Below are 18,786 nucleotides of genomic sequence, written 5' to 3' on the forward strand. Positions count from 1 at the left end.
ATGAAAAGATGTCGATCGTTCCTGGCGATCGGTCCAAAGCCAGCCTACACTGGTTGTAGCTACTCCAAACAGCCTCGACCGTTACCGTGCCGCCAGTCGGGGAACGCCAATGGCGAGATTTTTGGGACTGGATGGACCTGGGGTCGGTGGATTGGCGAGGAAGACCCCATTAATTTTATCCCGAACCTACTCCAATCGGCGATCGCGACCGGAACACAATCTCGTAATCTATCTTAACCTTGGAAGAAGACGCTATGGCACTTGACCCCATCTCTGCCATTCTCCTGTTTTTCAGCCAGCTTAATCCGGCGGTTTTATGGTTAGCCGTTGGCATCATTCTCTGTGTGATGGAACTGGTTCTCCCCACTGCCTTTGTGGAATTTCTGCCCGGAGTCAGTGCCTTAATTGTTGCCGGACTCTCCTTATTTATCCCCAATTTTTTGATTCAGGTGGTGTTATGGGTGGGACTCTCGGCTGTCTTTATTGTCCTCTTTAGGCGGTTTTTGTCCAAGCAAAAAGTACCCCCCTCTCTGGCGGAGGCACAAGAGGCGCAAACCTTAACGGCAATTCCTCCGGGAGAGGCGGGACGGGTAATCTACGATGGGAACTCTTGGCGGGCTAAATGTTCCGATCCCGAAGAGGCGATCGCCCCCCATCAACCTGTCTTTGTTGTCGGACGCCAAGGGAATACTTTGATTGTTATTCCGGAGCATCTGTTGCATTCATAAACTTAATGGATTCAGAGGTGATTGGGTTAACTTGAGGGTTACCTTTTTCCTAAGTGAATGGTTTCAATTTTAGCCAGATTCAACTTCAAATTGGAGGTTTACGGTGGAACAATTTATCTTTATTATATTTTTGGCCCTCGGCGGTTCTGCCCTAGCCGGTAGTGTCAAAATTATCAATCAAGGGAATGAAGCCTTGGTTGAAACTTTGGGAAAATATAATGGCCGAAAACTAGAACCGGGACTGCGATTACTCACCCCCTTTATGGACAAAATTGTTTATAAAGGAACGATTCGAGAAAAAGTATTAGACATCCCCCCTCAACAATGTATTACTCGCGATAACGTTTCGATTAGTGTGGATGCGGTGGTTTACTGGCGGATTATGGACATGGAAAAAGCCTACTATAAAGTAGAGAATCTCCAGTCTGCAATGGTGAACCTAGTCCTAACTCAAATTCGCTCAGAAATGGGTAAGTTAGAACTGGATGAAACCTTTACCGCCCGGTCAGAAATTAACGAGATTTTATTGCGAGAATTGGATATTTCCACCGACCCTTGGGGGGTGAAAGTCACTCGGGTAGAATTGCGGGATATCGTTCCTTCTAAAGCGGTGCAAGATTCGATGGAATTGCAAATGGCCGCAGAACGTCGTAAACGGGCCACTATTTTAACCTCAGAAGGGGAACGGGAATCGGCAGTTAATAGTGCCCGAGGCAAAGCAGAGGCGCATATTTTAGATGCAGAAGCGCGTCAAAAAGCAGTAATTCTGGATGCGGAAGCGCAACAAAAGACGATTGTTTTAAAAGCGCAAGCAGTCCGCCAAGAGCAAGTTTTGAAAGCGCAAGCGACGGCAGAAGCCTTGCAAATTATCACAAAAACCCTCAAAGATAACCCCGATGCTCGGGAATCTTTACAGTTTTTAGTCGCTCAACAATACATGGAAATGGGGTTAAAAATTGGGGCGAGTGACAGCAGTAAAGTGATGTTTATGGACCCGCGCACCATTCCCGCCACCTTGGAAGGAATGCGATCGATTGTGAGTGAACAAGAACGGTAAGGGTGGGGGATAACGACTGAAGTCGTTACTACGAACCTAGATAAGATAACGACTGAAGTCGTTACTACGAACCTAGATAAGATAACGACTGAAGTCGTTACTACGAACCTAGAACTTAAATTTCTTCGTTTGTAGTAACGACTTCAGTCGTTATCCGGGTAAGCCCAACTTAAACACTGCCATTTTGTTGCAGTAAATGACATTTATTGCAGAGTCCAAAAAACTCTAAGGTATGGTAAAATATCTTAAATCCGTGAGCCTTTTGTAGTTCCACTTCTAACTGATGAACCGGACATTCATCGAGGGGGAGGGATATGCCACATTGTAAACAAGTCAGGTGGTGCCGGTCTTGTTTTAGGCAACTATAAAGGGACTCGCCATTTGCCAAGGTCCGCACCTGGACCACCCCTTCCAACTTCAACGCTTCCAAGGCGCGATAGACGGTGGCAAGACTGACGCTTTGGTTACGATGGCGCAACTCGACATAAATATCTTGCGCGGAAATGGAGTCGTTGAGGGTTTTGAGGAAATTGAGAATACGTTCTTGAGACCGGGTGCGTTTGACTGTCATGGGATTAGATTAACATCTGCATGGGTTCGTCTGGCCTACATTTCTGAAGTTAGACGAGGTTGAGGGTTTGAAAAAAGCCCGGGTGTCAGTTTGGGGATTAAAATAAAAGATGCTGTGGCATCTAATGGCATTATCACCAGAAGTTAGGGCGGATTGTTGTGACTTTAAAGAAATATCAGGCTCATATCTATGTTACTCTGCGGCCTTCGGTTTTGGATCCGGCAGGAACTGCCGTGGAGTCGGGATTGCAGAAAATGGGCGATCGCAATGTGGAAGGGGTCCGCATTGGCAAATATGTGGAATTGACGATTACTTCGGAATCCCCTGAAGCAGCAACGAAACAACTCGATCGCATCTGTGACCAACTTTTAGCCAATCCTGTGATTGAAAACTATCGGTTCGAGTTAGTTGAAGTGGCAACCATGATGAAGGCGGGGGCATAATACGGTGAAATTTGGAGTTGTAGTCTTTCCAGGTTCCAATTGCGATCGCGATGTGGCGTATGTCACCCAAGGATTACTTGATCGTCCCACCCGGTTAGTCTGGCATCAGGAAACGGATATCTCGGATTTGGATGTGGTGGTGTTACCCGGAGGATTCAGCTACGGGGACTATTTGCGCTGTGGGGCGATCGCCCAATTTTCCCCCGTCATGCCGGAAATCATCAAACACGCCGAACAGGGTAAATTAGTCCTGGGAATTTGTAATGGGTTCCAAGTCCTTACAGAAGCGGGACTGCTACCGGGGGCCTTAATTAGAAATCGCGACTTGCACTTTATCTGCGATCGCGTCCCGATGAAGGTGGAAAATACCCGTCTGCCTTGGACTTCCAACTACCAATCCGGGGAAATCATCACCCTACCGATTGCCCACGGGGAGGGCCGCTACTATGCCGATGCGGATACCCTCGCCCAACTGGAAGAGAATGGACAGGTGGTGTTTCGCTATTGCAGTCCCCAAGGGGAAAGTAATCCGGAGAGTAATCCCAATGGGTCCTTAAACCAGATTGCTGGGATCTGCAATTCCCGAGGGAATGTTTTAGGCATGATGCCCCATCCCGAACGGGCATCGGACCCCATGTTAGGGGATACCGATGGGATGAAATTGTTTGAAAGCGTGTTAACTGCTGCGATCGCTGGAGTCCGATAACGGTTTGGAGTCAGGAGTTGTTTGAGGGGACCGGAAAAGAGGACTTCTCCCCCCTTTCAAAAGTGGACCCCACCCTAACCCTCCCCTTGCCAAGGGGAGGGGACCGGAAAAGAGGACTTCTCCCCCCTTTCAAGAGTGGACCCCACCCTAACCCTCCCCTTGGCAAGGGGAGGGGACCGGAAGTGCACTTAAAGCGGTTAGGTCCTCTTTTTCCGGTTTCGGTACTGTATCGGTCAGAAACTGGGTTTTTTGTGAAATATTTGGAGCAATTTGTGCTAAATCTGGGCCAAAAACCTGGTTTCTTGTCCCTTGAGAATCAAGACTCTATTGATACTTTCCATGAGAACAACAACTTTAGCAATGCTACCAATGGAAATCGGAACTCGATTGCGATAAGCTAGGATTTAATTTCCCCGAGACAGGAATGGGGAAGGGAGTAGATTTGGAACGGGCGAAAAAATAGAATTATAAACGTCATGGTTACGGGGAAACGAATTCACAACTGATTCAATCGTGAAACGAACCCAGGAAAACCCAATTGTTCAGACTAAAGAAGGGAGGGAGATCGTGAGGTCACCTAAATTAATGGGATGGGTGTTAGCGTTGTCTGTGATGATAACACCTCAGTTAGCCGTTGGACAATCTATTGAAGAACTTTCGCAACAGGGCAATACTGCATTTACGGCGGGAAATTATGCCCAAGCGGAACAGATTTGGCGTCAGATTGTGACGCAGGATGCGAATAATCCAGCGGCTCATATTTGGCTCGGGTTATCCTTATTTTATCAGGATAAGGTGGAAGAGGCAATCGCCCAGTATCGGCAAGCGTTAGTCTTGGACCCAAATAATGCCAGTGCGTATAATAATTTGGGAAATGCCTACACCGATCGCCAACAACATGAGGAGGCGATCGCTGCCTATCAGCAAGCATTACGCCTGAACCCCAATCAAGGGCAGACCTTTTTTAATCTAGGAGTTGCCCTCACTGCGGTGAAGCGAGGGGATGAGGCACTCGCTGCCTATCGTCGCGCAGTCGCCCTTGATCCGAATGATGCGGAAGCGCAAGTAAAAATTGCTAATTTGCTGGTTCGGCAGAACAAGTTAGATGAGGCTGTCACTGCTTATCGGACGGCGATCGGGCTCAATGCCAATGATGCGGAGGCGCATCTGAATTTGGGGTTAGCTTTAGCGCGTCAGGATAAAGTAGACGAGGCGATCGCCGCCTATCGGCAAGCGCTGAATATCAATCCCAATCTCGCCGAAGTGCATAATAATTTGGGTGTGATGTTGCGACGGCAGAACAAGTTAGAGGAAGCGACTGCCGCTTATGAACGGGCGATCGCCATCTCACCGAATCTGGCTACAGCATATAATGGGTTAGCCGCAGTCTATCGAGAACAGGGCAACTTGGACCAAGCCATTGCCGCCTATCGCCGTGCTTTAGCCCTCCCGGATCGACCGGCAAATCCAGCCAGTGCTCATACTTTGGCGCATAATGGATTGGGACTAACCCTGAAGCAACAAGGCAACATTGCGGAGGCGATCGAGCAATTCCAACGGGCGATCGAACTCTCCCCCAATTACGCCCCAGCGCAATACAATCTCACTCAAGCTCAACAGCGATCAAATTAATTCCCCCAAGGGACGCGGCAATCCCGCGTCCTCTTTCTTTGCCAAGAGATCATCGCTAAAAAGGCAGTTGATTCCCGAGCGCAGAAATAACAATAGCTCGTGATCAATAGATTACAATTCATCTGATTTGGTTGCAAATTGTGATTTTTTATGAAAATTTTGTCATGTCCGGACAGAAGTAGGGGTGGGGTCTATCCTCTAAGGGAACTCCAAAAAATAAAACCCGCAAAAAGTTCAACGTCCCCCCTTGACGGGGTTTCTTTAAAGATGACTCAGTTCATGAGTCACTACGAACGTTTATATGATTTATTTGTTGGAAATCCCTAAGTATTAGACCCGGGGACTGCCGGTAAAAAACCTACCGTGGTAAGCCCCCATCTCCCCCATTCCTCGATTACCGGAACAGGAACTGCCTGAGTTGTAAAACCAGCCAGTAACCGAATGGTTGAGAATTGCCCAATTCGGGGTTAAATAATTTAAGCTCTTTCGCGATTTGTGAAGATTTGTGTCTGACCTAAAAAAACCCGCTCGTTCTCTAGCTGGAATTGCCGGTCTTGTGGCGATCGCCACTTTGATCAGTAAAGTCTTTGGTTTAGTGCGTCAACAGGCGATCGCCGCTGCTTTTGGGGTCGGTCCTGCCTTTGATGCCTATAACTATGCTTATGTGATCCCCGGTTTTTTGCTGATTTTACTCGGGGGCATCAATGGACCCTTCCATAGCGCGATCGTCAGCGTCTTGGCTAAACGTAAACCGGAAGAAGCAGCCCCCCTCGTCGAAACCATCACCACCCTGATTGGCGGATTGCTGCTGATTGTCGCCGGGGTTTTAGTCCTGTTTGCCGAACCTCTGATGGGTTTAGTCGCACCAGGTTTGAACATTTCAGCAGCAGAAGCAGCGGCCCAGGGCCTTTCTACCCCAGAATTTGAAACCCTGCAACTGACCCATGCGATCGCCATCCAACAATTCCGGATCATGGCCCCCCTCGCTCTCCTCGCCGGATTGATTGGCATTGGATTCGGAGCCCTCAATGCTGCTGACCATTATTGGATTCCCTCCATCAGTCCCCTCTTTTCCAGTGTGGCGCTCATCGGTGCTTTAGGCATCTTCATCCTGCAAGCAGGCCGTGATATTGGCCTTCCTGAATATGCCATGACGGGTGGGATGGTGTTAGCTTGGGGAACCCTTGCCGGGGCGATTCTCCAGTGGGTGGTGCAAGTGGTGACCCAGTGGCGCAGCGGCTTAGGAACCTTACGTCTGCGGTTTGAGTTTAATCATCCCGGGGTTAAAGAGGTGATGAAGGTCCTGGGACCGGCCACCTTCTCCTCGGGAATGCTCCAAATTAATGTCTATACAGACTTGTTTTTCGCGTCTTACATTCCCCAAGCGGCGGCTGCTTTAGGTTATGCCGGACTGCTGGTCCAGACGCCCTTGGGGATTGTTTCTAATATGTTGTTAGTGCCGCTATTGCCGGTATTTTCCCGATTAGCTGACCCCAATGATTGGCCACAACTGAAACAGCGGATTCGCCAGGGGTTGATGCTGACGGGGCTAACAATGTTACCTCTGGGCGCTTTTACTATTGCTTTGTCCGTGGCGATCGTGCGCGTCATTTATGAACGCGGGGCCTTTGACCAAGCCGCTTCAGCATTTGTCGCCCCGATGCTGATGGCCTATGGAATTGGGATGTTTGTTTATTTGGGACGGGATGTGCTAGTCCGGGTGTTTTATGCCTTGGGAGATGGGGATACGCCGTTTCGGGTGAGTATGGTGAATATTTTTCTGAATGCGGTCCTGGACTTCTTTATGGTGAGAGCATTTGGCGCACCGGGTTTGGTTCTCGCAACGGTGGGAGTGAATATTATTTCGATGCTGGCGCTGTTGATTTTGCTCGATCGCAAGCTGAATGGATTGCCTTTAGCCGAGTGGAGTAAACCGATCGCCTTGTTAACCGGCGCAAGTGCGGTAGCCGGTGTGGTCAGTTGGGTGATTCTCCAAGGTTGCGATCGCTACTTTGAAGGGACTGGATTATTGATTTATCTCGTGGAATTGGGTCTGTCTAGTTTGGGGGGATTCTTGGTATTTGTGGCGATCGTCACGCAAATCGAATTACCCGAAGTAGATATATTTATGCAGCGCATCCGTCAACGCTTTGGGCGATAAACTGGAGCTGAAGCCCGGATTTTGATTGCCTTAATAGCCCGCTTGAGCGGGCTATTTTAATGGAGAACAATTCCAAAGTAGGCATGGAGTCTAATATAGGTTCTGTTCCGCTTGTTGGAAATAAAAGGCGATCGTTCCGCCTAGAAATATCACCCCGGTAAAAATTAAAACAGTCCCGATCGCACTAGCTTGTCCCAATCCGACTTGAATCATCTGCCAGTTAATCAAGAAAAATAGCCAGATAATTTGTACCTTCATCCATCCAAACAGTTCACGCACCAGTCCTAACAGTCGGTCCCCTTGGTCCTCGGTTATCGGGAACGGACTCTCTAACAGTTGCGGCAACAACGGGGAAAGGGTTAAAACGAGGTAAATACAAGTTCCCATGCTGGGTAATAGCCACAGAATCGGTTTGGAACCCCAGTTATCCGGTTGTCCAGTGATGCCAAAATGAATGGGGATAGTCTCGGGAAGGTTTCCCCAGGATTGGACAATCGCCAGAAAGGTGCAGAGAATCCCGGCTAAAGCGGCAATTTCCAAAGCCAGTTCCAGAGGCGATCGCACGATTGCTTTTAACAGACTTTCCGTGTTTTTGTTTCTATTCATAAGCATTTTTAAGCCAAGGTGATACCGATTGTTTTCTATCTTAGCGAATTACCTCGGAACCGGCTTGCCTCTTCCGGGGTAAATGGGTCACCCTGTTTGCATCGGCTTACCCTAGAGAAGAGAGTCAGCTAATTCATGTCGATCCTAACCCCTCCATACTTTTGATTTGTCCGGAAATCTCCATATTCATTCTGTTCTTCCATCCCGGTCTCTAATAGGAGTCTATCTCTCGATTTCAAAGTAACGATCTTGACAGAATCCTCAAAATTTGGTATTAAAAATAACAAACGGGTATCATCAGAATTTCCGGCGGCATATAGCCCGCTTAAATGAATTGTCCTCAGACTGCAAGACGCGCTATAACTGCTCTTATCAAGAGTTCTTAACCATAAAAGAAGGCCAATCGTACTCCACCGGGAAGGAGAGAGCTACTATTAGGGCATCGGGTCATAATCCAGCTCACAATCTAATCCCCATAAAACAAGTCCATGTTAGATAACCTTGATCTCAAACTTTCCCTGGATAAAAAGACATATCACGAACAGATCGAAGCCTTGATGCAGCAGATCCGACAGCTCCAACAAGCCTGTTGGGAAAAAAAACTCACCTCTATCTTCGTGTTAGAAGGTTGGACGGCTGCCGGGAAAGGGTCTCTGGTCAAAAAAATGGTCGGTTATATGGACCCCCGGGGATTTCAAGTTCATCCGATCTGGCCCCCCAATGAAGAAGCGCGGCAACACCATTTTCTGTGGCGATTTTGGCAAAAACTGCCAGCGCGAGGCAGTATGGGAATTTTCTATCACAGTTGGTACATTCGGATGTTAGAAGATCGGTTATTTGGCCGACTGACGGATGCCGAAGTCCCCACGGTGATTCGACAAATCAATGCCTTTGAGCGGCAGATGGTGGATGATGGCGTGGCGATCGCCAAATTCTGGATTCACATCAGCGAAAAAGAACTGAAGCGACGGCTGAAAAAATCTGAGGCAGACCCCCTCACCGCTTGGCGAGTCCGTCCCGAAGACTGGCAACAAGCCAAAAAATACGACACCTACAGGGCCTTAGCCGAAGACATGGTGATTCAAACCAGTACCGGACCCGCTCCTTGGACCCTGGTTGAAGGAGACAATCAGCGCTGGGCACGGGTGAAAGTGCTGGCCAAAATGGCAACCACCCTCACCGAAGCCCTCGATCGCCTCCATTATCACCTACCCGTGCCGAGTTTACCCCCCCAAGAACAACTCCAACCCACGGAACCGGATTTTCTCTCTCAAATCGATCTGAGTGTGAGCTTAGATAAACAAGACTATAAAAAACAACTCCGCAAAGAACAAGTTGAACTCACGAAACTGCAACTGGAGATTCACGAACAAGAAATCCCCGTCCTCGTGTTATTTGAAGGATGGGACGCCGCTGGCAAAGGGGGAGCCATCAAACGCTTGACCGATGTCCTCGACCCCCGCAGTTATGCCGTCAATGCCTTTGCTGCACCGAGTACGGAAGAATTAGCCCATCATTACCTCTGGCGGTTCTGGCGACGATTACCTCTCCCAGGCACCATTGGCATTTTCGATCGCAGTTGGTATGGTCGAGTTTTAGTCGAACGCATCGAGGGATTTGCCAGCGAACCAGAATGGCGCAGAGCGTATCGAGAAATCAATGAATTTGAAGAACAACTCACCAGTGCCGGTTATGCCGTGGTTAAATTCTGGCTGCATATTAGCCCGGAAGAACAACTCAAGCGGTTCAATGAACGCAGCAACAATCAGTTTAAGGAACATAAGCTCACCGATGAAGATTGGCGCAATCGGGAGCAGTGGCCCCTCTATAATGTGGCTGTGAATCAGATGATTCAGCGGACCAGTACCCCCTCGGCCCCTTGGACAGTGATCCCGGGGAATGATAAATATTATGCCCGAGTCAAAGTGATCCAAACCGTGATTCAGGCGATCGAGACTGAAATCAAACATCGCAAATAATTCGAGAGAGTAGGGTGGGCAATGCCCACCGATATGAAGGTGGGCAATGCCCACCCTACTCCTTTAACAACCGAATAGGAATGATTTATTTTGTGGAATACCCTAATAGAAAGTTCCTAGAGTCATCTGCGGTGAAAAAGCGGCAATGTTGGAGGCGATCGCCGCCCGATACTCCTGCATCGCCCCTTCTACATCATTGAAACTGCGAAATTCTGCACCATCGTAAGTCGCGCCCGAAAAGTTAGCATCCCGCAGATCCGCATCGGTAAAATCCGTCCGGGTCAAATTTGTAGAATTTAACCGAGCTTGATTTAATAAGGCTGAACTTAAATCCGCCCCGGTTAAATTCGCCCCGGTGAAATTCACCCCGCGCAGCTTGGCATCCGTAAAATTTGTAAACCTCAGATTCGCCCCGGCGAGATTAGCGCCACTCAGCTTTGCCTCGCTCAAATTCACCCCATCGAGATCAACGCCAGTCAAATCTACCCCATTCAAAAAAGCGCCACTGAGATTCACCCCCGTCAATTGCACGCGATCGAGGATGGCACCGCTCAACCGCGCACCACTCAGATTGGCCCATTTCAAATTGGCCCCAGTCAGGTTGGCACCGCGTAGGTTAACCCCTTGGAGATTGGCCCCACATAAATTGGCCTCGCGCAAATCTGCCCCTCGGAGATTGGCACTGCTGAGATTGGCTCCACTCAATTTCGCCTGATTCAACTGGGCCTTGACCAGAAAGGAACCCTGGAGATCCGCTTTTGTCAGATTTGCCTCGGTTAAGCGGGCGTCACTGAGTTTGGCAAAATTAAGATTAGATCGATTGAGGGCAGCGCGAGTTAGATTGGATTTAGTTAAAAACGAGCGAGCGAAATTCACGCCTTCGAGATAGGCACCGGTGAGGTTAACCCCAATCAGGGTCACCCCCATCAATTGCGCTCCACGCAAGTCTAAACCCGAAAAGTCTCTAATTCCCTGGTCGTAAAGGGTCAGCCAATGATTAATATTCATTATGGGTGCTATTTGTCTCAACCGAGCACTTTGGAGGAACTGAGAATTTCAATTTTAATTGCTCAACTTCTATCAAGTATGGCGCGGGATTGAAGGATTAACAGAGGATTTTTTATTAATCTTTGTAACACTTTCATCGCCTCGATTGGATGACTCTTAATCAGTTTAGAGAAAACAACGAACCCCGTCGGTTAACTGCCCCGGAACGACCTTTGAGGGGTCTGCCACTCTGCCTCCGAGGGCAGAACTGGTATCCGGGAGTAGGCTTTCTCTTGGGTCTAAATTCGATTCTACTGCGGTTGACCTTCAGAAAAATTTAAGAAACTCATAGATTTGTCAAGCAAAATGTAACAAACCAGAATACCTCCGAATAAATACTTAAATTTCCCCCAGTTCCCCAGAGTCCCCCCAGAGTCCCCCCAGAGTTTCCCCAGAGTTCATTGTTTTTACTGAACTACAGCCGTAGGAGCATACAGAAGATGATTCGATCGCCCGTTAACTTGCACCTTGAGGACGTCCACCAATGTTTTTAGTCATAACCCAGCTTCTCCTGTGGGTAATTGTCGCCCTCCTGATCTGGTATGTCCTCCTCCAGCTTATTCCTCGGGAATATCTAACCTGGCTCGGGGGCGCAATCCTGTTAAGTATTATCATCTTGGCGTTTTTCTTTCCCACGGAACAGGGGGTTGCCACCTTGTGGTACATTCTCTCGTTTCCCCTGCGACCCCTAGGATTGTGCATCATCCTCTTATGCACGGCCACCCGGAGACCTAAACAGCGACTACATCTGGTTTGTGCCGCCCTCGCTGTCTTGGTTCTGTGTAGTGTTCCTTGGCTGGCGCAAAACTATCAATATTGGTTGATTCGCTCTAATTTCCCGATCGCCTCAGTTTGTCCAGCCCAGGGAAACCCCAATCTTGTCCCCGTTGTAGGCCGTCCCGAAGCGATCGTCCTCTTATCCTCGGGCATTTCTCAGCCTTCTTTGCCCTATCAGCCCGAATTGATAGAAGCAACAATGAGCGATCTCATCGTCACCACCGTTCGTCAGTACCAACTCCAGCAACAGGTGGGCCACTCCCCGAGGGTGATTATCGCCGCCCGACCCCAACCCTTTCCCTGGCAAGGGGTGAGCGCTCCTTGGTATTCGGTCAACTCCACAGATATCCTGGAAGCGGACATTATTAGAAGCCTATTAATCGCCCAAGGCGTCTCCCCTACTCATATTTTTGTTTTAAATAAGGTGGAAAACGTCCGGCAAAGTGCCGAAGCCGTTGGAGAACTCCTCCCTCCACGGGCTAACCGCAACCCTCGGGTGATTGTCGTCGCCTCAGTTTTACACTTACCCAGGGCCAGCCTAGCCTTTCAACGCCTGGATCTCGATGTCATCCCGCGATCGCCCAGTTTCTACCCAGAAATCTGCGCCCTAGACCAAGTTCGCACCGGCATTTATGACATCATCCCTAATGCCACCAGCTTAGCCCTCACCAGCCGAGTTGTGGAGGAATTCTACACCTTGATGTACTATTTCCTCCGGGGTTGGGTCGAACCTTGTGCACGTTGCTTGTCTAACTAAATGGGAAGCTTGGGTAGATGGAGTTCATGTTCGTAGTAACGACTTCAGTCGTTACCGCGTTACTTGGCTGATGCCAAGTAACGCCCCTGTGGACGCTTCAGATTCACTCCCCAAACAGGCGCTTAAGCCTAGAAGGGTGCGTGTCATGGCGATCGCCATGACACGCGAGCAACGACTGAAGTCGTTACTACAAACGAGGCGGAAACGACTGAAGTCGTTACTACAAACGAGGCGGAAACGACTGAAGTCGTTACTACAAACTTAGACCCTCTCCCCATTCCCCCCATCTTCCCCATCCCCCTCTACACTAAAAGAGGGGTAAAAACATATCAATTTGACATGGCTCGCTCAAAACTTCAAAAACTGGCCTCTTATATGCGTCCCCACTGGCAGAATGCCTTGGTGGGGGTGGTGGCCCTATTTATCGTCAATGCTCTGGGGGTGTACATTCCCCTGCTGATTCGCAATGCAGTGGATGAGCTCGGAGTCACTTTTAGCTTCGATCGCATTCTGTACTTTGTCGGAATCATCCTCCTCCTCGCCTCCCTGATGTGGGTGATTCGGGTCGTCTCCCGGATGTATCTGTTTGGGGTGGGACGTCAGGTGGAGTTTGACCTCAAACAAGGCATTTTTCAGCACGTCCTCACCCTGGAACCGGCCTATTTTGCCCTGAACCCACCGGGAGATTTGATTAACCGCGCCACCTCGGATGTGGACAATATCCGACGTCTGCTGGGATTTGCGGTGTTGAGTGTGGTGAATACAATTTTTGCTTATGGATTGACCCTGCCGGTGATGTTGGGGATTAATGTCCGGTTGAGCCTGTTGGCTGTGGCGGTGTATCCGTTTATGCTGATTATCGTGCAGTTATTTAGCGATCGCCTCCGCACTGAGCAGTTGGAAGTCCAAGAGCAACTTTCGGGACTCAGTGACTTGATTCAAGAGGATATGAGCGGGATTTCTTTGATTAAAATCTATGCTCAGGAAGAAAACGAACGCCTTGCGTTCCGCCAACTCAATCAACAATATTTACGAGCCAATCTCAAATTAGCCCAAACTCGAAGTTTTCTGTTTCCTGTCTTGGGGGGATTAGCCAGTTTAAGCTTATTGGTGTTACTGACTTTTGGTGCCGGGGCGATCGCTGATGGGGTAATTTCCGTGGGGGATTTCATCGCCCTGTTATTGTATGTCGAACGTCTGGTATTTCCCACCGCCCTCCTCGGATTTACCATTACGGCATATCAACGGGGAGAAGTGAGTATCGATCGCATCGAGTCTATTTTTGAAGCGAAACCGAAAATCCAAGATACACCGGAGGCGATCGCGCTTACCGAACAGGCTCAAGGTCATTTGAGGGCCAATCACCTCACCTACAGCTATCCCGAGGCGCAAATCCCCGCCCTGAATGCTTTGAGCTTTGAGATTACCCCGGGTGAGACGGTGGCGCTCGTGGGTCCCATTGGTTCGGGAAAATCCACCCTCGCCAATGCCATCCCCCGCTTACTGGATATTGGTTCTGGACAACTCTACCTCGATGGCAAAGATATCACCACCCTCAAATTAGAAACCCTGCGGGGGAATATCGCTTACGTTCCCCAGGAAAGCTTTTTGTTTAGCACATCCATCCGGAACAACATCCGCTATGGGAAACCCCTGGCAGAGGACCCGGAAATCATCGAAACCGCCAAACAAGCTCAAATTCACCCGGAAATTCTCAATTTTCCGCAACAGTACGAGACGATGGTGGGGGAACGGGGGATTACCCTTTCCGGAGGACAGCGCCAGCGCATGGCCCTCGCTAGAGCGCTGCTGATGGATGCGCCAGTGCTGATTTTAGATGATGCTCTCTCTAGTGTGGATAATCAGACGGCAACGGATATTCTCCAAAATCTGTCCTCGGGGACGCAGCGCAAAACGGTGTTGTTTATTTCCCACCAAATGTCTGCTGCTGCCTCTGCCGATCGCATCTTTGTCATGGATCGCGGGGCGATCGTTCAAGTTGGGACTCACACTGAATTAGTAGAACAACCGGGTTTGTATCAGCAACTATGGAATCAACAAAAGCTAGAGGCACTCTTGCACTAAGCTGGGAAAGCGGTGACAATAAAGCCTTTAAATCCGCATTTTGAAGCATGACTCTAGCCCTTTGTGCTTCTGATTTCTCTCGGGGATAGGCGTTCTGATTCCCCTTCAGTCCAGATTCCCTAGCACCTGAGTCTGGATATTCTTGGCAGTTCTTTTGGAATGAATTAACATGGAAACGGAAAAATTTATCACCATTGATGACGAAACCATCTCACTGCGGCAAGCCCTCGGGTATCTGCGGACCAGTGGCGACTTGCAACAGTTTATCATGAAGATTCTGCGGCAGCACGTCATCGAACAAGAGTTGCAAAGCCAAGCTGATTTAGAAATTGATGGCTCCCTGTTAGAACAGGCAATCATTAACTTTCGTCTTCAAAATCAATTGGTGCAATCGGACCGCTTTGACCAATGGCTACAAAGTCAAAGTTTAACTTATGGCACATTTCGCAATCAGTTCGCCGCTGGGTTAAAAATTGAGGAAATCAAAAATAAAGTCACCGCTGAACAAGTGGAAGACTATTTCCAGAAAAATCAGCAAGCTTTTGAGCAGGTTGTTCTTTCCCGCATTGTAGTAGAACAATATGATAAAGCTGTAGAACTCAAAACTCAATTAGAACAAGCAGGAGCGAGTTTTGAAGCTTTAGCAAAAGAGCATTCTATCGCCGGAGAACGGGCCTATAATGGTATGATGGGAGCGATTTTGTTTAGTCAACTTCCCCCCGCTATTCGGGAGGCGATTTCCAAGGCTCAACCGGGAGATATTGTCGGTCCATTGGAATTGGAAGGTCGCTACAGTTTATTGCGCTTAGAACAACGAATTCCCGCCACCCTAGAGGGACAACTCAAACGCCAGCTTCAAGAGCAATTGTTTGAGCAGTGGTGGCAAAGCAAACTGCAAAATAAAAACGTGAAGTTGCAGGTGGAATAACGTAAAAAACTATAGACGAGAAATTTCTCGTCTATTTTCGCGTTTTTACAACCGTAATGAGTGGTGCGATTAATCGGGTCGTTCATGCACATTATTTGGGGGCGATCGCCGGTTTTGAGAAGGGCGATCGCCTCTGGACTAACTGTCCCAATTAAAAGACGTAAACTCTACCATTTTCATCGAAATAAAGTTCGCGATCAATCCGCTGTCCCGCATTAGCGCGGCGGATAGTAACGGTGACATTATTATTTCTTACGTTGGACTCTAGGTTAAAGTGCAACAGAACCTGACTATAACCTTCGATGGGTGGATTGATCTGAACGTGCAAATTCCGATCGCGATCGCTTTGGGCGTTGGGGTTAATCGTATAATCACCCAACACTACTTGTCCTCCATCGCTTAGGCGTTGAATTTGGCTATTTCGGACACTATATTCCAGGGGAATTCCTGTATTATTGACGACAGTAAGACTCACCGGACGGTTAACATTGACCGTGGCTAAGGGTTGCCAATATCCTGGCTCTCGTTCTCCAGTAGGGCTGGGTTGAGAAATCCCTAGGCTCGGGTTCATTAACAAAGTGGCTAGGACGGTTGCTGTTACAACAATTTGGCGCTTCATAAGGTTTTTGCGGTATTGACCAAGTGGCGAGTTGGGAGGGTTAGCCCCCGTCTTTGATAATTACTATAAACTGCTTTTGTCTCCTTGTCAGTAGCCCAGGGGAAAAAATTAGGAAACGATCGCCTAACATTGTCTCAAATACTTAACAATTTTTAATAAATCTTACTTGACAAACTTAGCCAAATTTGCTTAAAGTTGCAATTTTTGATTAACCCAACGACAAGGGGCGCAATACTCCGCCTAGGGCAGGCCGGGACAGTAAAGGGAAGACAACCGGGTTACTGCACAAATTTTTACTGATGAGCAATAAATTTAAGCCAGGAACCCGGTTTTTTATCCTCTGGAAATCATCCTAGACTGATCGCCTAATTATTTCCAATTTTCCCAAGTATTGTTAAAAATGGACGTATTGGGAAAGGCAATGGGATTGCCGCTATCAACCAGGCGAGTTTGTAACTCTTCTAACTGGGGTTCCCGTTGGGGGAGATTGTCCACTAACTGATAGGGGAGGATGCCTTTTTCTAGGGAAAAATCGGCGGTTAAGCCTGCGGCAACTCCAGAGGACCATTCAAAGGAATGAACCCGATAGGCAGCGGCAGCAATATGGCTCGTGGCGATGCTTTTTCCAGCAATTAAGAGGTTATCAATCCGTTGGGGAATTAAGGCCCGGAGGGGAATTTGGAAGGGATAAGCGGTGCCAGCACCCCGACGTTCTCCTTCCAGTTCGGTGTTACCGGGCGCTTCCGGAGGCGAGAGGGTCATGCAAGGATGAAAGTCGATCGCATAGTGGGCAATTCCCACAGAATCGGGGAAAATTGTAGAGCGCGATCGCGAGGGTCGTCCTTCCAAATTCGGTCGTTGCCCGATCGCCTCTAAAGTTTGTAATCCCGAAAGAGATTCCCACAACCTGCGATACTCCTCCGGCAACAAACTCGTGCGATAAAATTCGTCAGAATAATCCGCCCGAGAAATATCAATTTCCCAAACGGTAAACCCATCGGGATGACCCCAACCGGGCCGCCCAATAATCCGACGTCCCTCGCGCATATAAGGATATTTCGATAATCCATTGGCGGTTCCCATGGGCGAATCGAGTCCAGAAAGATAGCGATGATTTGGATTAGGCTGTTTAACCCCATCTCCTAACTGAGAATCAGTAGTTCCCTGGACCAACCAATAGAAAAAGCCGATCGCGTGTTCTTCTCCCGCTTGCAGGGTTTCGGTTCTTAGTCCTCCCATCCAACCCCCCGGTTGCAGTTGCCCACTGGATTGCAACTGTTGTCGAGTATAGATTAAATTATCTTGAGCCGTTCCCGGTCGATAATCATTTCCCCAAGTCCAGTTTTGCATGGAGATATCCCCGGGATTAATAGGATATTCTCGGGGGTTAGAGGGGAGAGTTTTCTGATATTTTTCGCTCCAGATCCGTCGGTAGGTATAAACTAAATTAAAATTCGCCAATCGTTCCAGTTCATAACTGTAATAAGGCGCGTAACGGTCGTAAAAGGCCGGTTTGACGTGCTGTTGGGGGTCCTTAGTCGCTTGCATAGCGAACGTATAAGTAAACCCTTGAGTACAGTAGGGATTGCCCTCTGCGTTGGAAGAGGAGGGTTCAAGGGGCGATCGCGGATCAACCCCGAGGCGGTAGGGTATATCCGCTAACCCGATTAGTTCTCCGGTTTCCGTGGCATCGATCACATACCATTGGGCCGGTTGTGCGACATTGTTCCCATTTTGGGAATTGCGATCGCCTGTCATCGGCACAAACCGCACAAGGGTTTTATGAAACCGGGCGGAATTTTCGTAGCGATAGGCATCTTCCAGGATTTGCGAGAGGGGTTCCGCATTTACGGGGGGCTGACCTGGGGCCGGTTCGATTTGAATGGCGATCGCACTTTGAATTTGTTCGCCACCTTCGGTCCCTGGGGAAATATCCAACTCTTTAATCACCGTGTTGGGATACCATTTGAGAGTCCCTTTCCCCCGTCGGGCCGCTCTTTCCAATTGGTCAAAGAGGAGTTTATGACCGTCATACGGCATAAAACAGGATTCACTCACCCAACATTGACCCGGGTTGAGGCGTCCATACTTGCGCCGGATGCTCTCGCGAAATTCCAAGTATCCTTGAGGATAAAATAACTGTTGTCGTTGGGTGGGTCGTTCATCCAGGGCCGAAGTGCCTTGGGAGGAAATTTGACCCCCGATCCAGTCGGTAATATCCGTGATGCAAACCGTCCGACCCGCCAATAAGGACTCGTAGGCGCTGGCAGCACCTGCTAATCCACCCCCGGCGACTAAAATTTCGCAGGCAACTTCTTGATCTGGGGCACGAGGGGGTGTGGCATCCGCTACGGAAGTCGCTAATGCCAGGGTGATTAAGCTCACGAGGAGACTGAAACAGGACCGAGTTGGGGAGATGCCTCGAACGAGATGCTGTGGTAAAAACTGCGATTGACGCTGCATAGGTATCGAATTGGGTAAGCTGGTAAACGGTTACTTTGAGAAAGGGGATCCGCAGTGTCTGTAACAGTAGTGTCTGTAACAGATGCTACTTTTCCTCCTTGTTCATGTTAGCTATACGGAGGTGAATTGGGGAATTCAGGTTGCAAAATTTGGCGATCGCTCTACTCTATTCAGTAGGGATTCAGGGATTAAAGGTCTTTAAATCGATTGAACCCGTGGAAAATTTA

At 48.8% G+C, this 18,786-nt stretch carries 17 protein-coding genes; 11 read left to right on the forward strand and 6 right to left on the reverse strand.

Annotated elements, in window-relative coordinates; all coding sequences use genetic code 11:
- From NG795_RS01010 to NG795_RS01020, 3 genes are all read left to right on the forward strand, one after another.
- A complete protein-coding gene (locus NG795_RS01010; protein ID WP_367286813.1) occupies positions 1 to 237 on the forward strand; it encodes a hypothetical protein in 237 nt (78 codons plus the stop codon).
- Positions 238 to 254: 17 nt separating this feature from the next.
- Complete coding sequence (locus tag NG795_RS01015) at positions 255 to 728, forward strand: NfeD family protein (RefSeq protein WP_367286814.1); 474 nt, start codon at positions 255 to 257, stop codon at positions 726 to 728.
- A gap of 103 nt (positions 729 to 831) precedes the next feature.
- Positions 832 to 1,785 carry an SPFH domain-containing protein gene (locus tag NG795_RS01020; protein ID WP_367286815.1) on the forward strand — a complete coding sequence of 318 codons (954 nt, stop codon included), beginning with the start codon at positions 832 to 834 and terminating at the stop codon, positions 1,783 to 1,785.
- Positions 1,786 to 1,954: 169 nt separating this feature from the next.
- Here the strand turns inward: NG795_RS01020 and NG795_RS01025 are convergent, their stop codons facing one another.
- Positions 1,955 to 2,356: a Fur family transcriptional regulator gene (locus NG795_RS01025; RefSeq protein ID WP_367286816.1), complete on the reverse strand. Its 402-nt coding sequence runs from the start codon at positions 2,354 to 2,356 to the stop codon at positions 1,955 to 1,957.
- A gap of 158 nt (positions 2,357 to 2,514) precedes the next feature.
- Here NG795_RS01025 and purS point away from each other — a divergent pair, with 158 nt between their 5' ends.
- The 4 genes from purS (at position 2,515) to murJ (ending at position 7,298) form a co-directional block, all read left to right on the forward strand.
- Complete coding sequence (purS, locus tag NG795_RS01030) at positions 2,515 to 2,799, forward strand: phosphoribosylformylglycinamidine synthase subunit PurS (protein ID WP_015150774.1); 285 nt, start codon at positions 2,515 to 2,517, stop codon at positions 2,797 to 2,799.
- Between the two features lie 4 nt (positions 2,800 to 2,803).
- Complete coding sequence (gene purQ, locus NG795_RS01035; protein ID WP_367286817.1) at positions 2,804 to 3,505, forward strand: phosphoribosylformylglycinamidine synthase subunit PurQ; 702 nt, start codon at positions 2,804 to 2,806, stop codon at positions 3,503 to 3,505.
- Positions 3,506 to 4,072: 567 nt separating this feature from the next.
- Positions 4,073 to 5,137, forward strand: coding sequence for a tetratricopeptide repeat protein (locus NG795_RS01040; RefSeq protein ID WP_367286818.1), 1,065 nt, complete (start codon positions 4,073 to 4,075; stop codon positions 5,135 to 5,137).
- 505 nt (positions 5,138 to 5,642) lie between these two features.
- Positions 5,643 to 7,298, forward strand: coding sequence for a murein biosynthesis integral membrane protein MurJ (gene murJ, locus NG795_RS01045; protein WP_367286819.1), 1,656 nt, complete (start codon positions 5,643 to 5,645; stop codon positions 7,296 to 7,298).
- 90 nt (positions 7,299 to 7,388) lie between these two features.
- Here murJ and NG795_RS01050 read toward each other — a convergent pair whose 3' ends face one another.
- Positions 7,389 to 7,904 (reverse strand): DUF1648 domain-containing protein, encoded by a 516-nt coding sequence (locus NG795_RS01050; protein ID WP_367286820.1) that lies wholly within the window; start codon positions 7,902 to 7,904, stop codon positions 7,389 to 7,391.
- A gap of 488 nt (positions 7,905 to 8,392) precedes the next feature.
- Here NG795_RS01050 and pap point away from each other — a divergent pair, with 488 nt between their 5' ends.
- The gene (pap, locus tag NG795_RS01055) at positions 8,393 to 9,883 is read left to right on the forward strand and encodes a polyphosphate:AMP phosphotransferase (protein ID WP_367286821.1); all 1,491 of its coding nucleotides are present in this window, start codon (positions 8,393 to 8,395) and stop codon (positions 9,881 to 9,883) included.
- A 102-nt stretch (positions 9,884 to 9,985) separates the two neighbouring features.
- On the opposite strand, the gene NG795_RS01060 is transcribed toward pap, so the two are convergent.
- Positions 9,986 to 10,891, reverse strand: a complete 906-nt coding sequence (locus tag NG795_RS01060) for a pentapeptide repeat-containing protein (protein WP_367286822.1) — start codon at positions 10,889 to 10,891, stop codon at positions 9,986 to 9,988.
- A 523-nt stretch (positions 10,892 to 11,414) separates the two neighbouring features.
- Between NG795_RS01060 and NG795_RS01065 the strand changes: the two genes are divergently transcribed.
- On the forward strand, positions 11,415 to 12,464 hold the full coding sequence (locus tag NG795_RS01065) for a YdcF family protein (RefSeq protein ID WP_367286823.1): 1,050 nt from the start codon (positions 11,415 to 11,417) through the stop codon (positions 12,462 to 12,464).
- 143 nt (positions 12,465 to 12,607) lie between these two features.
- On the opposite strand, the gene NG795_RS01070 is transcribed toward NG795_RS01065, so the two are convergent.
- The gene (locus NG795_RS01070) at positions 12,608 to 12,742 is read right to left on the reverse strand and encodes a hypothetical protein (protein WP_367286824.1); all 135 of its coding nucleotides are present in this window, start codon (positions 12,740 to 12,742) and stop codon (positions 12,608 to 12,610) included.
- Positions 12,743 to 12,803: 61 nt separating this feature from the next.
- On the opposite strand from NG795_RS01070, the gene NG795_RS01075 reads away from it, so the two are divergent.
- Positions 12,804 to 14,549, forward strand: a complete 1,746-nt coding sequence (locus NG795_RS01075) for an ABC transporter ATP-binding protein (protein WP_367286825.1) — start codon at positions 12,804 to 12,806, stop codon at positions 14,547 to 14,549.
- A 169-nt stretch (positions 14,550 to 14,718) separates the two neighbouring features.
- Entirely contained in the window at positions 14,719 to 15,477 is a 759-nt protein-coding gene (locus tag NG795_RS01080; protein WP_367286826.1) for a peptidylprolyl isomerase, read from the forward strand.
- Between the two features lie 151 nt (positions 15,478 to 15,628).
- Here the strand turns inward: NG795_RS01080 and NG795_RS01085 are convergent, their stop codons facing one another.
- Together NG795_RS01085 and NG795_RS01090 are read right to left on the reverse strand one after the other, a co-directional pair.
- Positions 15,629 to 16,096, reverse strand: coding sequence for a hypothetical protein (locus tag NG795_RS01085; protein WP_367286827.1), 468 nt, complete (start codon positions 16,094 to 16,096; stop codon positions 15,629 to 15,631).
- Positions 16,097 to 16,465: 369 nt separating this feature from the next.
- On the reverse strand, positions 16,466 to 18,559 hold the full coding sequence (locus NG795_RS01090; protein WP_367286828.1) for an FAD-dependent oxidoreductase: 2,094 nt from the start codon (positions 18,557 to 18,559) through the stop codon (positions 16,466 to 16,468).
- Positions 18,560 to 18,786: the final 227 nt, after the last annotated feature.

This window comes from Laspinema palackyanum D2c (assembly GCF_025370875.1).
In the GTDB taxonomy this organism is placed as follows: Bacteria; Cyanobacteriota; Cyanobacteriia; order Cyanobacteriales; family Laspinemataceae; genus Laspinema; species Laspinema palackyanum.

What these genes read in the sequence shown, in the direction of transcription:
- NG795_RS01070 (WP_367286824.1), bottom strand. Translation starts at nt 12,742, where the DNA reads ATGGGGAGAGGGTCTAAGTTTGTAGTAACGACTTCAGTCGTTTCCGCC.
- NG795_RS01050 (WP_367286820.1), bottom strand. Translation starts at nt 7,904, where the DNA reads ATGAATAGAAACAAAAACACGGAAAGTCTGTTAAAAGCAATCGTGCGA.
- NG795_RS01025 (WP_367286816.1), bottom strand. Translation starts at nt 2,356, where the DNA reads ATGACAGTCAAACGCACCCGGTCTCAAGAACGTATTCTCAATTTCCTC.
- NG795_RS01080 (WP_367286826.1), top strand. Translation starts at nt 14,719, where the DNA reads ATGGAAACGGAAAAATTTATCACCATTGATGACGAAACCATCTCACTG.
- NG795_RS01010 (WP_367286813.1), top strand. Translation starts at nt 1, where the DNA reads ATGAAAAGATGTCGATCGTTCCTGGCGATCGGTCCAAAGCCAGCCTAC.
- pap (WP_367286821.1), top strand. Translation starts at nt 8,393, where the DNA reads ATGTTAGATAACCTTGATCTCAAACTTTCCCTGGATAAAAAGACATAT.
- NG795_RS01075 (WP_367286825.1), top strand. Translation starts at nt 12,804, where the DNA reads ATGGCTCGCTCAAAACTTCAAAAACTGGCCTCTTATATGCGTCCCCAC.
- NG795_RS01065 (WP_367286823.1), top strand. Translation starts at nt 11,415, where the DNA reads ATGTTTTTAGTCATAACCCAGCTTCTCCTGTGGGTAATTGTCGCCCTC.
- NG795_RS01090 (WP_367286828.1), bottom strand. Translation starts at nt 18,559, where the DNA reads ATGCAGCGTCAATCGCAGTTTTTACCACAGCATCTCGTTCGAGGCATC.
- NG795_RS01015 (WP_367286814.1), top strand. Translation starts at nt 255, where the DNA reads ATGGCACTTGACCCCATCTCTGCCATTCTCCTGTTTTTCAGCCAGCTT.
- NG795_RS01060 (WP_367286822.1), bottom strand. Translation starts at nt 10,891, where the DNA reads ATGAATATTAATCATTGGCTGACCCTTTACGACCAGGGAATTAGAGAC.
- NG795_RS01085 (WP_367286827.1), bottom strand. Translation starts at nt 16,096, where the DNA reads ATGAAGCGCCAAATTGTTGTAACAGCAACCGTCCTAGCCACTTTGTTA.